The following is an 18,941-nucleotide window of genomic DNA, read 5'->3' as shown; positions in this document are numbered from 1 at the left end:
CCGATTCTTGCCATATCGCGCGGTCGCAAGCGCAATCCCCCGCCGGCATCGGTATCCCCCTTGACCCGCATCCACTCCACTTTGGCAATGCCCAAGGGCTCGAACAAGGTCTCGCGCGCAAATTCGTCGAGCGGGCGTCCGGTAGCCTTGCGGATGATGGCCGACACGAGCGTGAGCGCGCCGGTATTGTAGAAGAACTCTTGTCCGGCCGGGGCCGTCACTGGAAGACCGAGGACGTAACGACACGGATCGGGCGCCATATGCATGCGCACCTCGTCGTTATTGTCTCCAGTGGCCGGGGTCGCCTCCACCCACTCCAGACCCATCGACATGGTGAGCGCGTGCGACAACTGGATGCGTTCCTTTTCGGGGGATCGCAAGTCCGACAACTCGGGGAAGAAGCTGAAGATCGGTTCGTTGACGCTGCCTATCAGCCCCCGATCGACCGCGATCCCGACGGCGAGTGACGCGACGCTCTTTGAAACCGATTTCACGTTATGCAAGGTATCGGCATCAAAGGTGATGTTTTCCACCCTGCTGCCGTAAAAGCGGCCGGGCACCTCGTCGGAACCCCTGAAGTACCGTTCGAACACCAGCTTGCCACCGCGGGCGACAAGCACGGCATGGATATTCGGGTCGCTCAAGGCGGCGAGCCGATCCGCCATCCTGCACAATGCAGCGCGGTCGATGAGCTTGTCTTGATTGACGGAGGCGACGGGCCAGCCGTCGTCCCGCGCGACCGGAACACCGCAGCCGTCGGGCGGGTCCGCGGACACTGGCAGCGCGCCGAACGGTACCAGCGCAGCTCCGCCGAGAAGTGACATAAACTGGCGCCGTCTCATTCGATCCTCTCGGTGAGACCTTTTGCGACCGCGCAAACATATCAGATAATTTTGCCAAGGGCGATTTCTGAGGCAAACACGTGACTCACCGAGGTCGGCTTCGGGTCATCTTCGACCGATTCACTCGGCTTCGGCCGCCAGCGCGCAGGCCGGATTGGAGCCCAACGGGTCGCGCGAATGCGCGCCCGATGGCAGGCTCCCATCACCATCACGAGCGCGGCTCGATCGCCGCCAGGACAAAACGGTTCAGGACCTCGATAGGCACCGTGCGCTGGTTAAAACCGTGATAGAGGCCAGCCGTCACGACCAGGACGAGATCGAGCGACGGCGCGATGAACACGCGCTGCCCGCCACGGCCCCATGCGGCGGCCCAGTCGACCTCGGAAGAACGATTGTTTAGCATTCATCGATGTCGCCTGCGTGTTGCGCTCGACTGCCTGATGGCATCGAGTCTATGGCAGCTGCTTGATTTGTCCCGAACCTGATACGTGTGATTGAGACTTAGCAGCAGTCCGATGCCGACGATCCCGAGCACGAAGATCACGAGGCCGATGACAAGAACGGTCAGCGTCACGGCGAACATCAATGGCAGCAGGAACAGAATATCGACCGCCGCGAGCCCGCCAAGCGCCAGCAATGCGGCGGCGGAATTGCCGAGGCTGCGGTGGTTTTCCCAGCGGCGCAGCCCGCTTTCGGCGCGCAATTCCCGCGCCAGCCGCCTGGGATCGCCAAGTGCCGCGGCCACCTCCTGCTCGCTGCGCCCGGAGGCGTGGGCTTCATCGAAACGGAAGTCCGTATCTTGCATTCCTTTGCGCGCCCTCTCGATCTTGCGCGCCACCTCGAAAGGCCTACTATTGCCGCGCATCAATCTGGACGCTGATGATCTGGAAACAAAGGAGGATACGATCATGCTGACAAGACGTGGCTTTGCCGGTCTTGCTTCCTGTGCGCTGTGCGGGCTCGCCGAGTTTGTAGCAACCGACGCGTCCGCGCAAAGCACCCCGCCGCCGGCACCGGCGGGCTTCTCGCGCAAGATCCTGTCGCAGATGGACGGGCCGGTGCCCGGCTATGTCACTCTCGTTGTCGAAATCAACATCGATCCAGGGACCTTGGTGGCACGGCACACCCACCCCGGCATCGAGTCCGGCTACGTCGTGTCAGGCGGCCTCGAACTGCCGATCCAGGGCCAGGAAACCCGCATGCTGAAGCCGGGCGAGGGCTTCCAGGTGCCGGTCGAGACCCCGCATGCCGGCGCCAAGAACGGCGCGGTCAAGACGGTGATCGTCAGCACCTATGTGGTCGAAAAAGGCAAGCCGCTGGCGTCGCCGGCGCCGGCCTAGGCAGCGCCACCTTCGACGCCGCTCCGACCGTCCCGGGGAAGGCGCGGCCTTTCACTGGCAAATGATCGTTGAATGCACTGTCACCGAATTGCAAATAGCACCGTGTGGAGTCCCGTGCCGGGAAACAAGGGGGTAGCATGAGCCAAACGGCGCTGATCGGTGTCGACTGGGGCACTACATCGATGCGGCTATGGCGGTTTTCGAAAACGGGGGATATCATCGAGCGCGAGCGCTCCGATCGCGGCATCCTGAAGGTCGCCGATGGAAAGTTTCGCGAGATCTTGGAGGCTGTCGCCAGTGATAGCGTTGCGCCTGATGTCCCGATCCTGATGTCCGGCATGATCGGATCGCGGCAGGGTTGGATCGAGGCACCCTACGTGTTTTGTCCAGCCGATATCGCGACGCTGGCCGATCACCTGCAGCCGGTGCCGGGGGGCATCAACGCGCAAATCGTGCCTGGCGTTGCGCTGCGCGACGTCGGCGGCCGGCGCGATGTCATGCGCGGCGAGGAGACCCAAATCCTCGGCGCGCGGCTCGGCCGCGGCCGACAGCTGATCGTGCTGCCGGGCACTCACTGCAAATGGGTGTTGATCGAGGATGGCCGGATCCGGGATTTCGTCACCTTCATGACGGGCGAGATGTATCAGGCGTTGCGACGCCACACGATCCTGGCTCGGCTCATGCCGGACACCGACACCGGCCCGGACGTCGAGGCGGTGCGTCGAAGCTTTGCGGCGGGATTGACGGCGAGCCTCGATGGCGAGGCACGACTGATGCAGTCGCTCTTCGGCATCCGGGCGCGCGGCCTGTTTGACGAACTGGCGCCGGAGTTGGCCCCCGCGGCGCTGTCAGGCCTGCTCATCGGCGCTGAGATCAGCGAAGGCCTCGCGCTGTCCCGGCGCTGGGGCCTTGCCGAGATCGCCCCCCTGATCATCGGTGGCGACATCCTGATCGAGCGCTATCAAACGGCATTTCAGCAAGCCGGAATTTCCACGACGACCGGGAACGAGGACGCCGGGGCGTTAGGCTTGTGGCGAATTGCACAACAGCGGAACCTGGTTTCGCAAGCCTCCGCGCCTCAGTAACCCGAACCTCAAGGTGATGCGATGCTGGATTTCGACACTGCGATGCGCAAGCTGCCGCTGATCGCTGTCTTGCGCGGGCTGCAACCCGCTCAGGCCGTGGCAATAGGGCAGACACTGTTCGATGCCGGGTTCCGCCTGATCGAGGTGCCGCTCAATTCGCCCGAGCCGTCGCTATCGATCCGCCTTTTGTCGGACAAGCTCGGCGCGGTCGCGCTGGTCGGCGCGGGTACGGTGATGTCAGTCCAGGCCGCGCGCGATGTGGCGGCCGCGGGTGGACGATTGATCGTGATGCCTCATTGTGACACCGACATCATCCGCGCCGGCAAGGATCTCGGTGCCTTCGTTGCGCCGGGTATAGCGACCCCGACCGAAGCCTTCGCCGCGCTCGCCGCCGGCGCCGATGCATTGAAGGCCTTTCCGGCCGAGATGATCCCGCCCGCCGCGGTCGGCGCCATGCGCGCCGTGCTGCCCCAGGGAACGCGCATCCTCCCGGTCGGTGGCATCACGCCCGAGACCATGGCCTCTTACCACGCCGCCGGGGCCTCAGGTTTCGGGCTCGGGTCGGCGCTGTTCAAGCCAGCCATGACCGTCGCCGATGTCGCCGATCGCGCCGCCAGGTTCGTCGCCGCATGGCGCCGCCTGCAGCCCGAATGAGCGTTCCGCGAATGGCGGACCATACAGATTAATCCGACGGTCCACCGCTATTCCGCGGCGGCGCCGCGCGTTCCGGGACCGATGACCCTCTTGACAGGCTTCTGGGCGACATCCATATAGCATCCATACGGATGGTATATGGATGGTAACACATGGCAGATAATGTCCGCGAGCTCCGACCAAGGCCCCCCGAGACCGAGAAGATTACGATCAATCTTGGTTTCGTTGACCTCGGTCACGTCGATCTCATGGTGCAGGAAGGGTTTTATTCGAACCGTACTGATTTCATCCGAACCGCGATCCGCAACCAGCTCGAACGTCACGCCGACGTCGTCAAGCAGTCCACGGCGCGCAAGAGTCTTGACCTCGGTCTGCGGAACTACAGCCGCGAAGATCTCGAAGCGGTGCGCCAGGCTGGTGAGATGCTGCACATCAATGTGTTGGGCCTTGCCAGTATTGCCCAGGACGTCACGCCCGCGCTGGCGCGCGCGACCATTGCCTCGGTCGCCGTGCTTGGAGCCTTGCATGCCAGTGCGGCGGTCAAGGCCGCTCTGGCCGACCGGATGCGGTGACAGATGATGCTGAAACAGGACATGGTTCGCGAAGCCACGCGCCTCACGCGCGCCGGGCGGCTCGTCGAAGCAACGGCACTGCTCCAGCGCATGCTTCGTGGTGAGGCCGCGGCGGACGCGGCATCCGGCGCCGCAGCCGAAACTTCTTTTGCAACACGCGAGCCGCTGATCATTGACGCGAAGGCCAATGTCATCGGCAAGGCAGATCGTCCGCATTCCCCGGACACATCGAACAGGCCGCGAATACCCGGCGAGGAGTTACGCCAGCATACACGGGGGCGCTCCGGGCTCGGATCGAGGGCCAAGGTCAAGCGCGGTCCGCCGTCCACGCCGGACATCCTGCCGGAAGGCGGAAAGTACATCGAAGGGTCCCACAGCAATCCGGCGGGAAGCCGCAACTACAGGCTCTTCATCCCCAGCAACTATCGGGGTCAACCGCTTCCTTTGGTCGTCATGCTGCACGGCTGCACCCAGTCGCCCGACGATTTCGCCGCCGGCACCAGAATGAACTTCATCGCCGAGGAAAAAACCTGCCTGGTGGTCTACCCCGCACAGCGCCGCGAGGCAAACCAGGCAAAATGCTGGAACTGGTTTCGCACCGCCGACCAGCAGCGGGGCAGCGGTGAACCCTCGCTGATCGCGGGCATCACGCGCCAGATCATGCGCGACTATGCGGTTGACCAGAAGCGCGTCTACATTGCCGGACTGTCGGCCGGAGCGGCGGCGGCGGCTATCATGGGAGCAACATACCCTGATCTGTACGCGGCAATCGGCATTCACTCCGGCCTCGCCTGCGGGGCAGCCACCGACCTTCCCTCCGCGTTTGTCGCCATGCGACAAGGGGCTTCGGCTGCTTCTTCCGGGTCCGGCGAGGGGATCATTCTGACGGGCGGCCGGACGGTCCCGACCATTGTTTTTCATGGCGATCGCGACATGACGGTGCATCCAAGCAACGGCGATCACATTCTTGGGCAATCCCTGAGAACGACGAGCACGCAAACGAAGCTGTATCGCGGGCGGGTACAAGGAGGACATGCCTATACCCGCACAATCCATACCGACGCGGGCGGGCGCGCTATCCTTGAGCACTGGAATATCCATGGCGCCGGACATGCCTGGTCGGGAGGCAGCCCTGCCGGCTCTTACACCGATCCGCAAGGGCCGGACGCCACCAGGGAAATGCTGCGATTCTTCCTGGATCATTCGCTCCCGGAGCAGTCCGTAGCCCGTTGCCCGTAGCCGACGATGAAAGGCGGGTTGCGCCTTCGGCTAACAATCTACCCCTTCACATCAAACTGCTTGGCGAGGTGGTCGCCGATCTGCACGATCAACGCGACGCATTCGGGATAGCCGGGCTTTGCAACCGTCGCCGCGTCGGCCGCGGTGCGGAATTCCCAGGAATCCGCGCTTTCGAGAACGGAGATCATGATGCCGTCCGGACAGTCGGCATGGACCTTCAATTCCGCTCTGGCCATCGCAATCAGCTCGGCCGCGGTCTTGCTGGGCTTGGTCATGATGGCGGCTTGCTCCGGGAGGCTGCAGGTTGCCGTGCCGGCAAGCGCCTGTCGAGAGCTGGTTGCGGTGTGAGGCGCTACCTTGCCGCGTCGACCCGCTTCGACCCGACAATCTGCGGCAGCGAGCCGGTCGGATCCGGGTCGGCTTTCGCGGCTGCCGGCAACGGTGCCCGTGAGCTCATTTCCGGGAAGCGCGCTTTCATCTCGCGCAGGAAGCCGTCGAGCGTATCGACGCCCGCGGCCAATTTGGCGATCTGGGCGAATTCGGCGCTGTTGGCGTCGGATGGCTTGCTGGCGGTCTCGAACGCGGCGCGGTCGGCTTCGCCGCTCATCAGCGGGCCATATTTTTCCCGGAACCGCCCCAGACCGATGCCATCTTCCGCCAGCGCATAGCCGACCACCGCTCGGATCACATCGCCCTTTTCCAGCGGGTTCAGCGGCTGGAAGTCGCGCCAACGGTCGCCGTAATACAATTCGATCTGCTCCGAGGCCTCCCGCCACTGGCGCGCCGCCCAGTAGATATCGGAGCGCAGCCGGATCGCTTCGCGGCCGGGAATGTTGGTAATGATGTCGAGCGCGAGGCTGTGGCGTCCGACGTCGCTTTGCGCCCGCGCCTCCAACAATAGCCGCTGCTGCCGCAATTCGCCCGAGAGATCGGCGATGCGCGTGGAACGCAGTGCCACGATGGCGCGCTCCGGCTTGCGATTGGTCAGGTAGACCATCGCGAGACGGGCCGCGACCTGCGCGCGCGCCGCACCCTCCAGCCGGTGTTCGACCTGATATTGCAGGAGTTCGCTGGCCTGATCGAGCAGATCGACCGCGATCAGCCGATCCGCAAGCCGGCGGATCATTTCGTCGCCGCGCCGGCCGATCGGCGTCAAATCGCGATTCTCGTAGAACATCCCGAGCGCGTCGATCGGCGGCAGGTCTTCGCCCTTCGGACTCAGAAAGATCTGCGAAAACAGCTCGACCGCTGCGTCCTGGGCCTGCCGCGAGCCTTCCGAATTTGGTTGCAGCCTGGTCGCGGTCCGCACCGCCGCGAGCGATTCGGCGTAACGTCCGGTAGCGGCGTAGATGCGCGCCATCATTTGCATCGTCTTGGCCTCGACCGCGTCGCCGCGCCAGATCACCGAGAGCGTTTCCAGTTCGCGCAAGGCGTCGGTCTGGGTGATTTCGTTGCGCTTCTGCTTCAGCGCAACCTCGAACTGTTTGGCATCGGCCGCGGCGGCCCGGTCGGTGGAATCCACGGCAAACTTGTAGTTATCCAGCGCGTCCTTTTCCTGCCCAAGCGCTTCGGCGAGCCGGCCGCGCAAGACCGAGACCGCAGGTTTGAGCTCGCTGGGTATGCCGATCGCCTCCAACTCGCTGCCGCGTTTGGCGGCGCCGGAAAAATCACCGACCTCGAGCGAGGCGCGCATCGCGTCCAGGATGATACTGCGCTGCAGTTCGATCGGCAGCGAGGTGACGGCAAATCCGGCGTTCTTGAACTTTTCCCGTGCCTCCACCCACTTGCCCTGACGGGCCTCGGCCAGCGCCTTCCACAATTGTGCATCGTTGTTGTTTGCGACTGCCGGATCGGCAAGGTCCTTCAGACCCTGCTCCGGTTGCCCCATCAGGATGCTCGCAATCGCGTGCAGCATCAGAGCGGCCGATTCCTCCGGCCCTGGCTTTATGTCGCCAAGGGCGAGCGCGGCAACGCCGCGGGCTTCCGGATACATCCCGCGCGCCATCAGGAAACGTGCCAGGTCGATCCGGGCCGAGGCGCGCTGATCGGGCTGGGCCGCCCCGGCGGCATCGATCAGCGCATTCTGTCGCGTGACAAAATCTCCCTCCTGATTCTTGTGCCACTCGTCGATATCGAAAAGCTGCCGCACCGCGCCCGGCGCCCGCTCCGCCGCGACGTCAGCGGACGACAGCGTCAAGCCACCGGGCTTGCCGAGCACGATCTTGTCAACCGAGATCTCCGCCGTGACGTCCTCGGAGTTCGGACGAATCGCCACGCCGTGGACCGATTCGAGCAGCGACAGCTCGACGAAATCCTGCCGCTTGATGAAGCCGCGAACCGGCGGCGGTGCCGTGACCACCATCAGCACGTCGCCGGCGTCCGGATCGAGCAGCCTGTGCAGGCGACCGGGGTTGACAATCGGCACGGTGACATTGGCAAATGCCGGATTGGCGGCATTTCGTAACGCCCACAGCGGTTGTGTCGGCGATTGCATCGTATCGGCGAAGGCGACCTTCCAGGTCGCACCCTCGCCCTGCTCGTCGCCGGTCATGGACGGCAGTTGAGGACGGTTGAGGCGAATACGGATCGCCTGACCCTGGTCCAGCGGCACCCGACTGACATCGGCGATGATGGCCCCGCCTTTGCTTCGGATCGGTTCGACGTCAATCGGCTTCTTGGAATCGAACACCAGCCAGACGGCATCGGCACGACGAAACATCGCCGCCGGCGTGGGGGTGGCGAACGAAAACGTCAGCCGCAGTCCGTCGCTGTCTCGCCTGGCTTCGAGCACTGCGCCGCCGGCGCCGGCGCCGGTTTCGGGCGCAGCCTCGGACGCCGCTGCGGTCGACTTGTTCGGCATCCCCTCGGAAGCCGGCATTTCCTGTACGGGACGTGCTGGCTTCGGCATTTCGGGCTCAGCCGATACTTTCGCCGCCGCCGGGGCATTGATCTCGGCGCTGGCCTGTTTGGCCGATGTCTCCGACGGCGGCGGCGCCATCTCCGGTGATGGCTGCGATGCCGCGGATCCCTTGCCGGGCTTCTCCGACGCTGCCGGTGCGGGCTCGGCCGCGGCTGACGTCGGCTTTTTCAGCGCCGGCGCCTCCGCAGCCGGCATCTCCTTTGCGGAATGCGGCGGTTTCGGCGGTTCCGGCGCAGGCGATTTCTTTGCCGCCGCCGCGGGATTGATCGCGATGTTGGCCTGTTTGGCAAACGTCTCCGACGTCGGCAACGCAATTTCGCCGGACGGCTGCGATGCCGCAGCTCCCTTGCCGGGCTTCTCGGATGCTGCCGGCGCGCTTGCCACCGGGGCGGCAGGAGCCGCCGAGGCGTCCGGTGCCAAAGGCAAAGCGCGCGGTTTTTCCGTTTGCTGGAAGGCGACATCGACAATGTAGTTCTTGTCGTCGTGGAAGGAATGCACATCGACATCGCCGATCAAGGCGATTTCCACCGCGCTCGATTCGCCCTCGATCTGCTGACCGATCGAGGCCACGTTGGGCGGCGCAGCCACCTCGGCGTCCGCCAGATCGAAGGTGAGCGCGGCGCTGAACACGAGCTTGAGCTTGCGGTCGTTCAGCACGGACGAGACGCCGACGCCGTCGGGCATTTCAATGACGAAACGCACAAAGGTCGGCTGCATCAAGGCGCGGACCCGAACCGGCGCGCGTTTCTTCGCGTCCGCCAACAGCCGCTGCTGGCGCAGCGCGCGTTCGGCGGCGCGGGCTCGCTCGGATAGTTCGCGGACCACATCGAGCGGAAGCGCTGGAGGCGGACCGCTCCAGCCATCAGGCAACAGATCGACGAACACCCGCTCGCCCGCGGTCATGGTATTGATCGTCACCTTGCGCGCCAAAGACAGCCGGATCGCCGTGCCGTCGGGATCGCGCCGCGCCGAACCGACATAGTCCGGCACCGCATTGGACAGCCGGTCGACCGGGATATCGACCGGCTGCTTGAAGTGGATGACGACGATCATGCCGGCGGCGGTCACTTCGGTATCGACATCCTGGGCGAGTTTGAGGACCAGCCGGGCGTAACCATTGGCCGCAGCGAAGCTGGCCTCGCCCCTGACCGGTTCGGCCTGGCAGGCGCCGGAAAGCGTCAACATCACAGCCAGGCAGGTGACAAGCCATGGCGGCCCGCCGGGCCAAAGTTGCACCGTCCGCGCGCCGATGCGGCCTAGCGACCCAAATAAAGCGGCAGCCGTTCGCGCCATTCCAGCATATCTTTCAGTTCAACGATAAGATCGCCGGCCGATACCCGCGGCCGCGCCTTCGAATGTAGAATTGGCGGTTTAAGGACCTGTTAAATACTCCGGCTAATTGGTCTTTTGCGGCAACACCCTGCCCTCTATTTTGGGAAGATCGGCTGCGGCGGAGCTTTTGTCGCCGCCGGCACGCCGGGCCATTTCGACGGTGAGCCGCTCGGCCGCCTCCGGCGACATCAGCCCAAGGATATCGGACATCTTGCGCGGCGCGATCTGCGAGGCGATTTCGAACAGCACGCTCATCTCGAGCCGGTCGAACACTCTGGCGGCGTCCTTCGGCTTCATGCCCTCATACATGGTGATGATGCCCTTGAGGCGCGCGGCGTCGGTTTCGCCCTTCTGTTCGGTTGAGGTCGCAACCCGGGATTCGGTCGCCTTCAGTTCCTCGGTCTTTGAATCAATCCGCTTTTCGGCAGCCTTGAGCAGGCTTTCACGAATGTCGATTTCGCGCGCCCGCGCATCGAGTTCCTGGCGCCGCGACTGCAGCCGCTCGAGCACCGCACGCTCCGACGCCGATACCGGCTGGCTCTGATCGGGATAGAGGACGACGCCCTCGGGCTTCGCTTCCGCAGCCGCAGCGGGCAGTTTGGTAGCCTCCTCCTTGCCCTTCTCCTTTTCCTTGGGCTTTTCGTCGGCCGAACCCGTGATGTCTTCAGAGTCGATGTTGCTGCCTGAGGGAAAATTCAGGTTTTCCTGCGCCCAGGATTGCTTGGTCGTCGACTGCGGCTGATAGTCGAATACATAGCCGCCATCGATCACCAAACCCGCGACCTTCAGCACCGTGAGGCCGAGGATCGCGATCAGCACAACCGGAATGACCCTGATGTCGCGGACGGATTTCATGCGGCGAGGCCAGCGGGCCTTCTGCGATCGGAAAATGCCTGAGCCGCCGCGGCAACCGCCTTGGCCGCGGATGCCCTGGGGGCCGCGGCCTCGGCGGCGGGCGCAGCCGGCCGCGCCGCGACCGCGATCTTGGACAGCCGCCTGATCACACCGTCGGCTTCGGCGAGCTGGTTTTTCAACTGCTGGGACATCTGGGCAGCGGATGTCAGCTGGTGGCCGAGATGCTCGTTGACGTCGCGGACGGTGAATTTGAGGCCGCCAATGGCGCGCTCGGCGATTTCGGTCGCCGTGATCAGCTCGGCGATCGTCGCCTTCAGCGAATGTTCATCCGCCTTCAGGCGCTTCAGCCTTGTGTTCAGCAGCATGCAATAGCCGATCGTCAGCATCAGCAGGATCGCCACCAGGCTCTCGATCGCAATTCCGAGGGTGTGACTCATTGTGCCTCCATCAGTTTGGTCTGTTCATCGGCCTTCTCGAACATCGCGAAGGTGGTATTCGGTTTACGCAATTGCTTGGTAACGCGAATCGCGACGCGATCGCCGACCCGGCCCATCCGCCCCTCGGTCAAGGTGACGTTGCCGCAGCGGACCGCCACCAGCGCGTCGGCGCGCATTTCGAGCGGCAAGGTGTCGCCGACCTTCAGCCGCATCAACTGCTTGAGCGGAATGTCGGCTTCGTAGAGCACGGCATCGACCGAAATCTCGGCTTGTGCGACTTCGGTGGCGAAGTGACCTTCCCAGATCGGATCGCGGCCGAATTTTTCGCCCATGAACATCTGCAGCAGCACGCTGCGAATCGGTTCGATGGTCGCATAGGGCAGCAAGAGCTCGACATTGCCGCCGCGATCCTCCATGTCGATGCGCAGGCGCACCAGAATGGCGGCGTTGGCGGGCCGGCTGATGGCCGCGAAGCGTGGATTGGTTTCCAGCCGGTCGATCGAGAACGAGACCGGCGACAGCGGCCTGAAGGCCTGCTCGGCGTCGGCCAGCACGACCTCGACCAGCCGCTTCACCAGGTTGGTTTCGATCGTGGTGTAGGGCCGGCCTTCGATGCGCAGCGAGGTCTGGCCGCGGCGGCCGCCGAGCAGAACGTCGATCATCGAATAGATCAGACTGGAGTCCACGGTGGCCAGACCGAAATTGTCCCATTCCTGGGCCTTGAACACGCACAGCACCGCCGGCAGCGGTATCGAATTCATGTAGTCGCCGAACCTGACCGAGGTGATGCGGTCGAGCGAGACTTCGACGTTGTCGGAGGTGAAATTGCGCAAGGAGGTGGTCATCAACCGCACCAGACGGTCGAAGACGATTTCGAGCATCGGCAGACGCTCGTAGGACACCATCGCCGAATCGATGATCGCACGAATGCCGGAATGGTCGTCGAGGTTGACCTCACCGGCGGAAAAACCGAGCAGATTGTCGATTTCGTCCTGCGACAGCACACGTTCGCCGCCGTTCTTGCCGCCGCCGAAATCGCGGCTGCCGTCTTCGACCATGGCGGCCCATTGCAGCGCCATGGTGCCGGAAAGTTCGTTCGCCGCCGCCGCTTCGGCGGCCTGCGCCGGATCCTCGGAATCAAGCGAGGCCTCCCACTGCGCTGCGATGGCATCCTGGTCGACTGGATCGTTACCCGCCATGATGTCTGATCCGTTCCGTCACTGAACGACGATTTCTTTGAACAGCACCGCGTTGACCTGAATTGGCAACAGCGCGACATTGACCCGCTTGGTCAGTTCTTCCTTGAGACGATACAGGCCCGCGGAACCGTTGATGTCGGTCGGCCTCAGCTCGCGCAGATAGGTCTGGAAAATATCGATGACGCGCGGCATCGACGGCTTGACCACCTCGACCTGCTTCTCGTCCTTGAGCTCAAGCACGACCTTGACCTTGAGATACTGCACCCGCTCGCCGGGCCCATTGACCAGATTGACCAGCATGTCCGGCACTTCGACGAATACCAGCGGCGGCTTTTCTACCTTCGCCTCCGCATGCTTTTCGTCATCGTGATGCCGGAACAAGAAAAACCAGCCGCCGCCGCCGCCGACCACTAAAAGTACGACAACCACGGCGATAATCAGCTTGAGCTTGCCTTTGGGGGCGACCGGCGCTGGCGCGCCGCCTTCTGCTTGTTCGTTATCTGCCATCGCCCGCTTCCGCTCGTTCGAAATGAGCCCTTGGTCCGCCCGGCAGGCCTGAGACGCGATACCAAAGCTGCCGGCGCAACAGCGCCCGTTGAATTGGAAGCTAGGGTAACAATGGTTAACGCAATCTTTCTTTTGCCCTCCAACTAGGAAAAAGTTGCCGGGTAAACATGGTCAACAAGACCTTATTGCCGCCCAGTGGCGATCCGATCAAACCTCCAAGCCATTCCAACATCAGCGTTTTCCAACTTGGCACGGCTTTCGCTCTGTAGTCTTCGAAACCCGCGGGGCTTGGGAGAGTCCTTCGCGGTTCATCATCGGATCCGAACGAAGGGGCCTGGGAGGGCCGAAGGCGGCGGATCGTTACAAGGGGAGAACTGGCGATGGAGAATGCGCTTCTCATCGGACTTTCGCGGCAGACGGTGTTGGAACGACAGATCGACGTCGTCGCCAACAATATCGCCAACGTCAATAGCCCGGGCTTCAAGGCCGACCGGTCGCTGTTTGAGGAATATCTGGCCTCGGGTGCTCATGAAGACAACTTCGTGGGCAGGGACCGCCGCGTCAGCTTTGTCCTGGATCGCGGCACTTTTCACGACTTCTCGCAGGGCTCCTTCGAGCAGACCAAAAACCCACTGGACATCGCGGTCAGCGGCAGCGGCTTTCTGACGGTGCAGACCGCCGCCGGCGAGCGCTACACCAGGGATGGCGGCCTGCAGATCAACAACGTGGGCCAGCTCGTAACCGCCGGCGGCGATCAGGTGGTCGGCACCGGCGGACCGATCGTATTTCAGCCGACCGACCACGACATCAACATCGCGCCCGATGGCACCGTCACTGTGCTGGAGGCCAGCGGCCGGACCGATTCAATCCGCGGCAAGCTCCGGCTGGTCAGCTTCACCGACGCGCAGAAGATGTTGAAGGAGGGCTCGAACCTCTATTCGGCGGGCGAAGCCGCGCCGCAACCCGACACCAAATCCGTGGTGCAACAGGGTTTCATCGAGAAATCCAATGTCAGCGGGGTGGCGGAAATGAGCACCATGATCGAGGTGACGCGCGCCTATGCCCAGATCGCGAACCTGCTGCAGCAGCAGAGCGATCTGCATAAGTCCGCGATCGAGAAACTTGCCGACGTTCCGGCCTAACGACCACCCAGGAGACAATCGATGCAAGCTTTGCATACAGCTGCGACCGGAATGGCGGCCCAGGAACTCAACGTCGAGGTGATCTCCAACAACATCGCCAACCTGCGCACCACCGGTTACAAGAAGCAGACCGCCGCGTTCCAGGATCTGATCTACGAGCACATCCGCCGCGTCGGCGCGCAGGCCTCGGACCAGGGCACCATCCTGCCGGTCGGCGTCGATATCGGCGGCGGCGTCAAGACCGTGGGAACGCCGCGCTCGATGACGCAAGGAACGTTGTCGCAGACCGGCAACGATCTCGATCTGGCGATCACCGGCGAGGGATTCTTCAAGATCCTGATGCCGGACGGCACCTTTCAATATACCCGCGACGGCACCTTCCAGATGGACAACCAGGGCCGCATCGTCACCGTCGGGGGCAATCTGGTGCAGCCATCGATCACCGTCCCCAACAATGCGTCGGGCCTGACGGTCAACGCCCAGGGCCAGGTCTCCGTCACACTCCCGGGATCGACCTCCTCGACGATCGTCGGCCAGATCGGGCTGACGCGCTTCATCAACAAGGCCGGATTGCTGCCGGTCGGCAACAACCAGTTCACCGACACGCCTTCGTCGGGCCCGCCGCAGGACGGCCTCGCCTCCGTCGAGGGCTATGGCACGATCACGCAAGGAAGCCTCGAACAGGCCAATGTCGACGTGGTCTCGGAGATGTCCGACCTGATCGCCGCGCAACGCGCCTACGAGATGAACGCCAAGGTGATCAGCGCGGCCGATCAGATGATGCAATCCACTACTGCGCTGTTCCGCTGAGGGAGCTGATGATGACGCTACGCAGAATTTTCCTGGCGGCCCTGTTCGCCGCCGCCCCGGCTGCCGTGCGCGCCGAGAACGGCATCGACGTCATCGCTGCCCCGGTGCTGCGCGCCAGCGTTGCCGTGTCAGGCGAGGTGGTGCGGATCGGCGACGTCATCGACAACGCCGGCACCTCGGCGCTGATCGCGATCTATCGCGCGCCCGATCTCGGCACCACGGGCTCGCTGCCGACCGCGCAGCTGCTGGCGGTGCTGCGGTCGCATCAGGTGATCGGCGTCGATACCGGGAATATCCGCGAGATTTCGGTGACGCGGGTCGCCCGCACGCTCGAGGGCAAGGAGATCGAGCTTCAGGTCGCGCGCGCGCTGGAACACCGCGGCGGCCTCGGCGACGCCGCCAACCTCAGTCTGACGTTCGATCGCGACCTGCAAGACCTGCAGCTCGATGCCTCGAACAGCGGGACGCTGCAGGCGGTTTCGTCAAGGTATGATCCGCGCGGCGGCCGCTTCGATGTCAGCTTCCAGATCGGCAATGACGCCAATACGACGCCCTTGAGCCTGCGCTTTACCGGCACCGCGGTTGAGACCGTCGAAGCCGCGGTGCTGACCCGCGATGTCGAGCACAATGACGTGCTGAAGGCTTCCGATGTGACGGTCGAGCGGCGCCCGAAAGCCGGCATCGGCAGCGACGCCGCCGCACGCGATCGCGCGGTCGGCATGCAGATGCGCAAAGCGCTGCGCGCCGGCCAGGCATTACGGACCGCCGATCTCGCCAGGCCCGATCTGGTGCAACGCGATGAGACCGTCACCCTGATCTACGAATCCCCCGGCCTCTATCTCACCGTGCGCGGCAAGGCGCTGGAGAATGGCACCGAAGGCGATGTCGTCAACGTGCTCAACCTGCAATCCAAGCGCACGGTATCCGGCGTCGTGGTCGGTCGCGGCCAGGTTTCGATCTCGGTCGCCACGCCGAGGCTTCGCGCCGGATCGGATGCAACCTCCTCGATGCCGTCACCCGAACCGGCCGCACCGGTTTCGGTCACCAACAGCAATTCGCAAGTGTCTTCGCAAGTGTCTCCAAAAGCCGAGTGATGTACATGCTGACGTCCAGTATCAAACGCACCGCCGTCACCGGCACCATGCTGGCCTTCGTCAGCATCACCGGCGGCTGTTCGTCGATCGGTCGATTGTCCCAGATCGGTGAGCAGCCGAAACTGTCGTCGATCGACAATCCGACGGCGCAGCCCGGCTACAAGCCGGTGCAGATGCCGATGCCGAAACCGGAAACGGTCTCCTACAACGCCAATTCCCTGTGGCGCAACGGCAGCCGCGCGTTCTTCAAGGACCAGCGCGCGCATCAGATCGGCGATCTGCTGACGGTGACGGTCAACATCACCGACCAGGCCAATTTCGCCAACGAGACCCAGCGCAGCCGCGCTGCCAATGAAGATTCCGGGATCACCGATTTCATCGGCAGCAAGACACTCGGCGCCACCGCCTCGAAGATATTGCCGGGCCGGCTATTGACGGCGGATTCGACCGCGTCCTCCGACGGCAAGGGTTCGGTGCAGCGCCAGGAGAGCCTGCAGACCAACATCGCCGCCGTGGTCACCCAGGTGCTGCCGAACGGCAATCTGGTGGTCGAAGGCAAGCAGGAGATCCGCGTCAATTACGAGGTCCGCGAGCTGATCGTCGCCGGCATCGTGCGGCCGGAGGATATCCAGAGCGACAACACCATCGATTCCAGCAAGATCGCCCAGGCCCGCATCGCCTATGGCGGCCGCGGCCAGATCAGCGACGTGCAGCAGCCGCGCTACGGCCAGCAGGTGATGGACGTGCTGCTGCCGTTCTAGCGCAGGAACGAACAAGCAAACGGAGTTTTTCAAGGACCCGCAAGGCCCGCATCGACCGGCGACCCCCGAGCTCCCACATCGCAACGCGAACCTAGGCGCAATGCGGTGTCCTACGCGGCCTCCGCCAGCTCCCCTGGCGGGGGCCGTGATTCGTCAGCATCAAGACCGCACCAGCCTTCGTCGCAGCGGGAACAGCGCGATGTGGTAACGCTGCGCGACATATCCCCAGATGCCCTTGGGGGCGAACAGCATGGTGAGGATCGCCAGCGCGCCGAGCAGGATCAGGTACCAGGTGCCGAAGTCCGCCAGATAGCGCTGCAGCGCGTAGAACACGATCACGCCGATGATGGGACCTTCGATGGTGCCGACCCCGCCGATGATGACGACAAAAATCACGTAGGCGCTCCAGTCCAGCACCGAAAACGCGGCATCGGGTGAGATCCGCGCCTTCTGCAGATAGATCAGGGCACCGATCATCCCGGTCGCACCCGCGACCAGCACGTAGATGCCGAGCTTGGCGCGGAAGCTGTCGACACCCGCACTTTCGGCGGTTGTTTCGGAATCGCGGATCGCGAACAAGGCGAGGCCGTAGCGCGAACGCAGCACCAGATAGACCAACAGCGGCGCGCCGGCCGCGAGCGCCAGCGCGATCCAGTAGGTAATGATGTCGCGCGCCGCCGGCGCCCGCACCTCGAGCATCGCCTTCACCCATTCGATGCCGAAGATGCCGTTGGTGGCCGATGGCGGCAGCGATGTACCGGTGCCGCCGCCGAGTTGCTTGAATTGTGCGAACACCAGCCGATACACCTCGGCAACGACCCAGCTTCCAACCGCAAAGTACGGACCGCGAAGCCGGAACACGACCAAGGCCGTCGGCACCGCAAACAGCGCGGCGATCAGGCCCGCCAACGCCACCGCTGCGATCGGATCAGCGCCGGCGCCGGTCGTCAGCGCGAACAGCATATATCCGCCGAGGCCGACAAAGGCCTGCTGCCCGACCGAGACCAGACCGGCATAGCCCGCCAGCAGGTTCCAGCACTGCGCCAGCGCCAGCATATAGAAGACGAAGATCAGATCCTCAATCAGCCCTCGTCCGGCAAAGGCAGGCAGCGCGGCAAAGACCAAGACGACGGCGCCAGCCACCAGCGCCAAGACCGCCGACGCGCGGGTCCTGGTTTCGATCCGATAGCCTGCCGGCTCCATCCCCTGGCTCCCGTCGCCCTTGGCCACTGGATCATGATCCGATCAGATTGAATCGGATCATGATCTCGTCTTTCCGATTGCGCATGATCTTCGCGCTGCGCTCAAGTCGCGAGCAAGACTGGTTTTCACTTTTCCGGATCATGCCCTGGAGCTCAATCCTGGGCGCGGGGAAACAGGCCGCGTGGCCGCAGCACCACCACGACCAGAAACGCGACGTGACCCGCCAGTATCTGCCATTCCGGGTTGATCTTGGCGCCGACGGTCTGCGCCAGCCCGATGATGATGCCGCCCGCGAGCGTGCCCCACAGGCTTCCGAGGCCGCCAATGATCACCGCTTCGAACGCGTAGATCAGCCGCGCCGGGCCGATGGTCGGATCGAAATTGGCGCGGATGCCGAGGTAAAGCGCGGCTATCGTTGCCACCACCATCGCCACCCCCATGGCGATCGAATAGATGCGATGATGGTCGATGCCCATCAGCTGGGCGATTTCGAGGTCGTCGGAAGTCGCCCGGAAGGCCCGTCCCAGCGCGGTGCGATAGAACAACAGATTGAGCAGCAGGATGACGGCGACGGCGGAGCCGAGCGTGAGCAGCGGCATCACACCGATCGCAAGGCCGCCGCCGATGTCGATCGAGGCGGTCTCGATCGCACCTAGCCGCAGCCGCCGGCTGTCCGCGGTAAAGGCTTCGAGCAGTCCGTTCTGAATGATGATCGACAAGCCGAAGGTCACCAGCAGCGGCGGCAACAGGTCCTGCCCCAGGGTGCGATTGAGCAGGACATGCTGCAGGGCGAAGCCAGCCACGAACATCGCCGGCATTGCTACCAGGCTCGCCAGGAAGGGATCAAGTCCAAACCAGGTCGCCAGCGAAAGGATCGCGAACGCCGCCAGCACGATCAGATCGCCGTGGGCGAGATTGACCAGGCGCATGATGCCGAAGGTCAACGAGA

General features: G+C 63.8%; 19 protein-coding genes and 1 pseudogene. 9 read left to right on the top strand and 11 right to left on the bottom strand.

Annotated elements, in window-relative coordinates:
- The 3 genes and pseudogenes from ABSG20_RS10550 to ABSG20_RS10540 all read right to left on the bottom strand — a co-directional run.
- Positions 1-824, bottom strand: an 824-nt coding sequence (locus ABSG20_RS10550; protein WP_423864444.1) for a serine hydrolase domain-containing protein, incomplete at its 3' end; no start/stop codon positions are given.
- A gap of 226 nt (positions 825-1,050) precedes the next feature.
- Positions 1,051-1,245, bottom strand: coding sequence for a hypothetical protein (locus ABSG20_RS10545; protein WP_423864443.1), 195 nt, complete (start codon positions 1,243-1,245; stop codon positions 1,051-1,053).
- A gap of 93 nt (positions 1,246-1,338) precedes the next feature.
- Positions 1,339-1,626 (bottom strand): annotated as a pseudogene (locus ABSG20_RS10540) (DUF1700 domain-containing protein); the annotation flags it as partial.
- 124 nt (positions 1,627-1,750) lie between these two features.
- Here ABSG20_RS10540 and ABSG20_RS10535 point away from each other — a divergent pair.
- The 5 genes from ABSG20_RS10535 (at position 1,751) to ABSG20_RS10515 (ending at position 5,732) form a co-directional block, all read left to right on the top strand.
- Complete coding sequence (locus tag ABSG20_RS10535; RefSeq protein WP_423864442.1) at positions 1,751-2,182, top strand: cupin domain-containing protein; 432 nt, start codon at positions 1,751-1,753, stop codon at positions 2,180-2,182.
- 137 nt (positions 2,183-2,319) lie between these two features.
- Positions 2,320-3,267 (top strand): 2-dehydro-3-deoxygalactonokinase, encoded by a 948-nt coding sequence (locus ABSG20_RS10530; protein ID WP_423864441.1) that lies wholly within the window; start codon positions 2,320-2,322, stop codon positions 3,265-3,267.
- Between the two features lie 21 nt (positions 3,268-3,288).
- Positions 3,289-3,921, top strand: coding sequence for a 2-dehydro-3-deoxy-6-phosphogalactonate aldolase (locus tag ABSG20_RS10525; RefSeq protein ID WP_423864440.1), 633 nt, complete (start codon positions 3,289-3,291; stop codon positions 3,919-3,921).
- A gap of 152 nt (positions 3,922-4,073) precedes the next feature.
- A complete protein-coding gene (locus tag ABSG20_RS10520) occupies positions 4,074-4,493 on the top strand; it encodes a CopG family transcriptional regulator (RefSeq protein WP_423864439.1) in 420 nt (139 codons plus the stop codon).
- 6 nt (positions 4,494-4,499) lie between these two features.
- Positions 4,500-5,732, top strand: a complete 1,233-nt coding sequence (locus ABSG20_RS10515) for an extracellular catalytic domain type 1 short-chain-length polyhydroxyalkanoate depolymerase (protein ID WP_423864446.1) — start codon at positions 4,500-4,502, stop codon at positions 5,730-5,732.
- Between the two features lie 38 nt (positions 5,733-5,770).
- Here the strand turns inward: ABSG20_RS10515 and ABSG20_RS10510 are convergent, their stop codons facing one another.
- From ABSG20_RS10510 to fliL, 6 genes are all read right to left on the bottom strand, one after another.
- Positions 5,771-6,007, bottom strand: coding sequence for a hypothetical protein (locus tag ABSG20_RS10510; RefSeq protein WP_423864438.1), 237 nt, complete (start codon positions 6,005-6,007; stop codon positions 5,771-5,773).
- Positions 6,008-6,084: 77 nt separating this feature from the next.
- The gene (locus tag ABSG20_RS10505; protein WP_423864437.1) at positions 6,085-9,945 is read right to left on the bottom strand and encodes a tetratricopeptide repeat protein; all 3,861 of its coding nucleotides are present in this window, start codon (positions 9,943-9,945) and stop codon (positions 6,085-6,087) included.
- 102 nt (positions 9,946-10,047) lie between these two features.
- Positions 10,048-10,839: a MotE family protein gene (locus tag ABSG20_RS10500; protein WP_423864436.1), complete on the bottom strand. Its 792-nt coding sequence runs from the start codon at positions 10,837-10,839 to the stop codon at positions 10,048-10,050.
- Entirely contained in the window at positions 10,836-11,276 is a 441-nt protein-coding gene (locus tag ABSG20_RS10495; RefSeq protein WP_423864435.1) for a DUF6468 domain-containing protein, read from the bottom strand. The genes ABSG20_RS10500 and ABSG20_RS10495 overlap by 4 nt, the downstream gene beginning before the upstream one ends.
- On the bottom strand, positions 11,273-12,475 hold the full coding sequence (gene fliM, locus ABSG20_RS10490; RefSeq protein ID WP_423864434.1) for a flagellar motor switch protein FliM: 1,203 nt from the start codon (positions 12,473-12,475) through the stop codon (positions 11,273-11,275). Before fliM ends, ABSG20_RS10495 begins: the two co-directional genes overlap by 4 nt.
- 18 nt (positions 12,476-12,493) lie before the next feature.
- The gene (gene fliL, locus ABSG20_RS10485; RefSeq protein ID WP_423864433.1) at positions 12,494-12,982 is read right to left on the bottom strand and encodes a flagellar basal body-associated protein FliL; all 489 of its coding nucleotides are present in this window, start codon (positions 12,980-12,982) and stop codon (positions 12,494-12,496) included.
- 380 nt (positions 12,983-13,362) lie between these two features.
- On the opposite strand from fliL, the gene flgF reads away from it, so the two are divergent.
- From flgF to flgH, 4 genes are read left to right on the top strand one after another with little or no spacing between them, the layout of a single operon-like run.
- Positions 13,363-14,124 (top strand): flagellar basal-body rod protein FlgF, encoded by a 762-nt coding sequence (gene flgF, locus ABSG20_RS10480; RefSeq protein WP_423864432.1) that lies wholly within the window; start codon positions 13,363-13,365, stop codon positions 14,122-14,124.
- Positions 14,125-14,145: 21 nt separating this feature from the next.
- Positions 14,146-14,934, top strand: coding sequence for a flagellar basal-body rod protein FlgG (gene flgG / locus ABSG20_RS10475; protein ID WP_423864431.1), 789 nt, complete (start codon positions 14,146-14,148; stop codon positions 14,932-14,934).
- An 8-nt stretch (positions 14,935-14,942) separates the two neighbouring features.
- Positions 14,943-16,028, top strand: a complete 1,086-nt coding sequence (flgA, locus tag ABSG20_RS10470) for a flagellar basal body P-ring formation chaperone FlgA (protein ID WP_423864430.1) — start codon at positions 14,943-14,945, stop codon at positions 16,026-16,028.
- A gap of 47 nt (positions 16,029-16,075) precedes the next feature.
- The gene (gene flgH / locus ABSG20_RS10465) at positions 16,076-16,789 is read left to right on the top strand and encodes a flagellar basal body L-ring protein FlgH (RefSeq protein ID WP_423864445.1); all 714 of its coding nucleotides are present in this window, start codon (positions 16,076-16,078) and stop codon (positions 16,787-16,789) included.
- Positions 16,790-16,948: 159 nt separating this feature from the next.
- Here flgH and ABSG20_RS10460 read toward each other — a convergent pair whose 3' ends face one another.
- Positions 16,949-17,992 (bottom strand): branched-chain amino acid ABC transporter permease, encoded by a 1,044-nt coding sequence (locus ABSG20_RS10460; protein ID WP_423864429.1) that lies wholly within the window; start codon positions 17,990-17,992, stop codon positions 16,949-16,951.
- Between the two features lie 152 nt (positions 17,993-18,144).
- Positions 18,145-18,941: branched-chain amino acid ABC transporter permease (locus ABSG20_RS10455; RefSeq protein ID WP_423864428.1), on the bottom strand; the 797-nt coding region annotated here is incomplete at its 5' end.

Source organism: Bradyrhizobium sp., assembly GCF_049512235.1.
GTDB lineage: Bacteria > Pseudomonadota > Alphaproteobacteria > Rhizobiales > Xanthobacteraceae > Bradyrhizobium.
This window is presented reverse-complemented; position numbering and strand designations above follow the sequence as displayed.

Bases quoted from the DNA above. Each gene is read 5' to 3' on its own strand.
- flgG (WP_423864431.1), top strand. From the start codon at position 14,146: ATGCAAGCTTTGCATACAGCTGCGACCGGAATGGCGGCCCAGGAACTC.
- flgH (WP_423864445.1), top strand. From the start codon at position 16,076: ATGCTGGCCTTCGTCAGCATCACCGGCGGCTGTTCGTCGATCGGTCGA.
- ABSG20_RS10505 (WP_423864437.1), bottom strand. From the start codon at position 9,945: ATGGCGCGAACGGCTGCCGCTTTATTTGGGTCGCTAGGCCGCATCGGC.
- fliM (WP_423864434.1), bottom strand. From the start codon at position 12,475: ATGGCGGGTAACGATCCAGTCGACCAGGATGCCATCGCAGCGCAGTGG.
- ABSG20_RS10530 (WP_423864441.1), top strand. From the start codon at position 2,320: ATGAGCCAAACGGCGCTGATCGGTGTCGACTGGGGCACTACATCGATG.
- ABSG20_RS10510 (WP_423864438.1), bottom strand. From the start codon at position 6,007: ATGACCAAGCCCAGCAAGACCGCGGCCGAGCTGATTGCGATGGCCAGA.
- fliL (WP_423864433.1), bottom strand. From the start codon at position 12,982: ATGGCAGATAACGAACAAGCAGAAGGCGGCGCGCCAGCGCCGGTCGCC.
- flgA (WP_423864430.1), top strand. From the start codon at position 14,943: ATGATGACGCTACGCAGAATTTTCCTGGCGGCCCTGTTCGCCGCCGCC.
- ABSG20_RS10535 (WP_423864442.1), top strand. From the start codon at position 1,751: ATGCTGACAAGACGTGGCTTTGCCGGTCTTGCTTCCTGTGCGCTGTGC.
- flgF (WP_423864432.1), top strand. From the start codon at position 13,363: ATGGAGAATGCGCTTCTCATCGGACTTTCGCGGCAGACGGTGTTGGAA.
- ABSG20_RS10500 (WP_423864436.1), bottom strand. From the start codon at position 10,839: ATGAAATCCGTCCGCGACATCAGGGTCATTCCGGTTGTGCTGATCGCG.
- ABSG20_RS10460 (WP_423864429.1), bottom strand. From the start codon at position 17,992: ATGGAGCCGGCAGGCTATCGGATCGAAACCAGGACCCGCGCGTCGGCG.
- ABSG20_RS10495 (WP_423864435.1), bottom strand. From the start codon at position 11,276: ATGAGTCACACCCTCGGAATTGCGATCGAGAGCCTGGTGGCGATCCTG.
- ABSG20_RS10520 (WP_423864439.1), top strand. From the start codon at position 4,074: ATGGCAGATAATGTCCGCGAGCTCCGACCAAGGCCCCCCGAGACCGAG.
- ABSG20_RS10515 (WP_423864446.1), top strand. From the start codon at position 4,500: ATGCTGAAACAGGACATGGTTCGCGAAGCCACGCGCCTCACGCGCGCC.
- ABSG20_RS10545 (WP_423864443.1), bottom strand. From the start codon at position 1,245: ATGCTAAACAATCGTTCTTCCGAGGTCGACTGGGCCGCCGCATGGGGC.
- ABSG20_RS10525 (WP_423864440.1), top strand. From the start codon at position 3,289: ATGCTGGATTTCGACACTGCGATGCGCAAGCTGCCGCTGATCGCTGTC.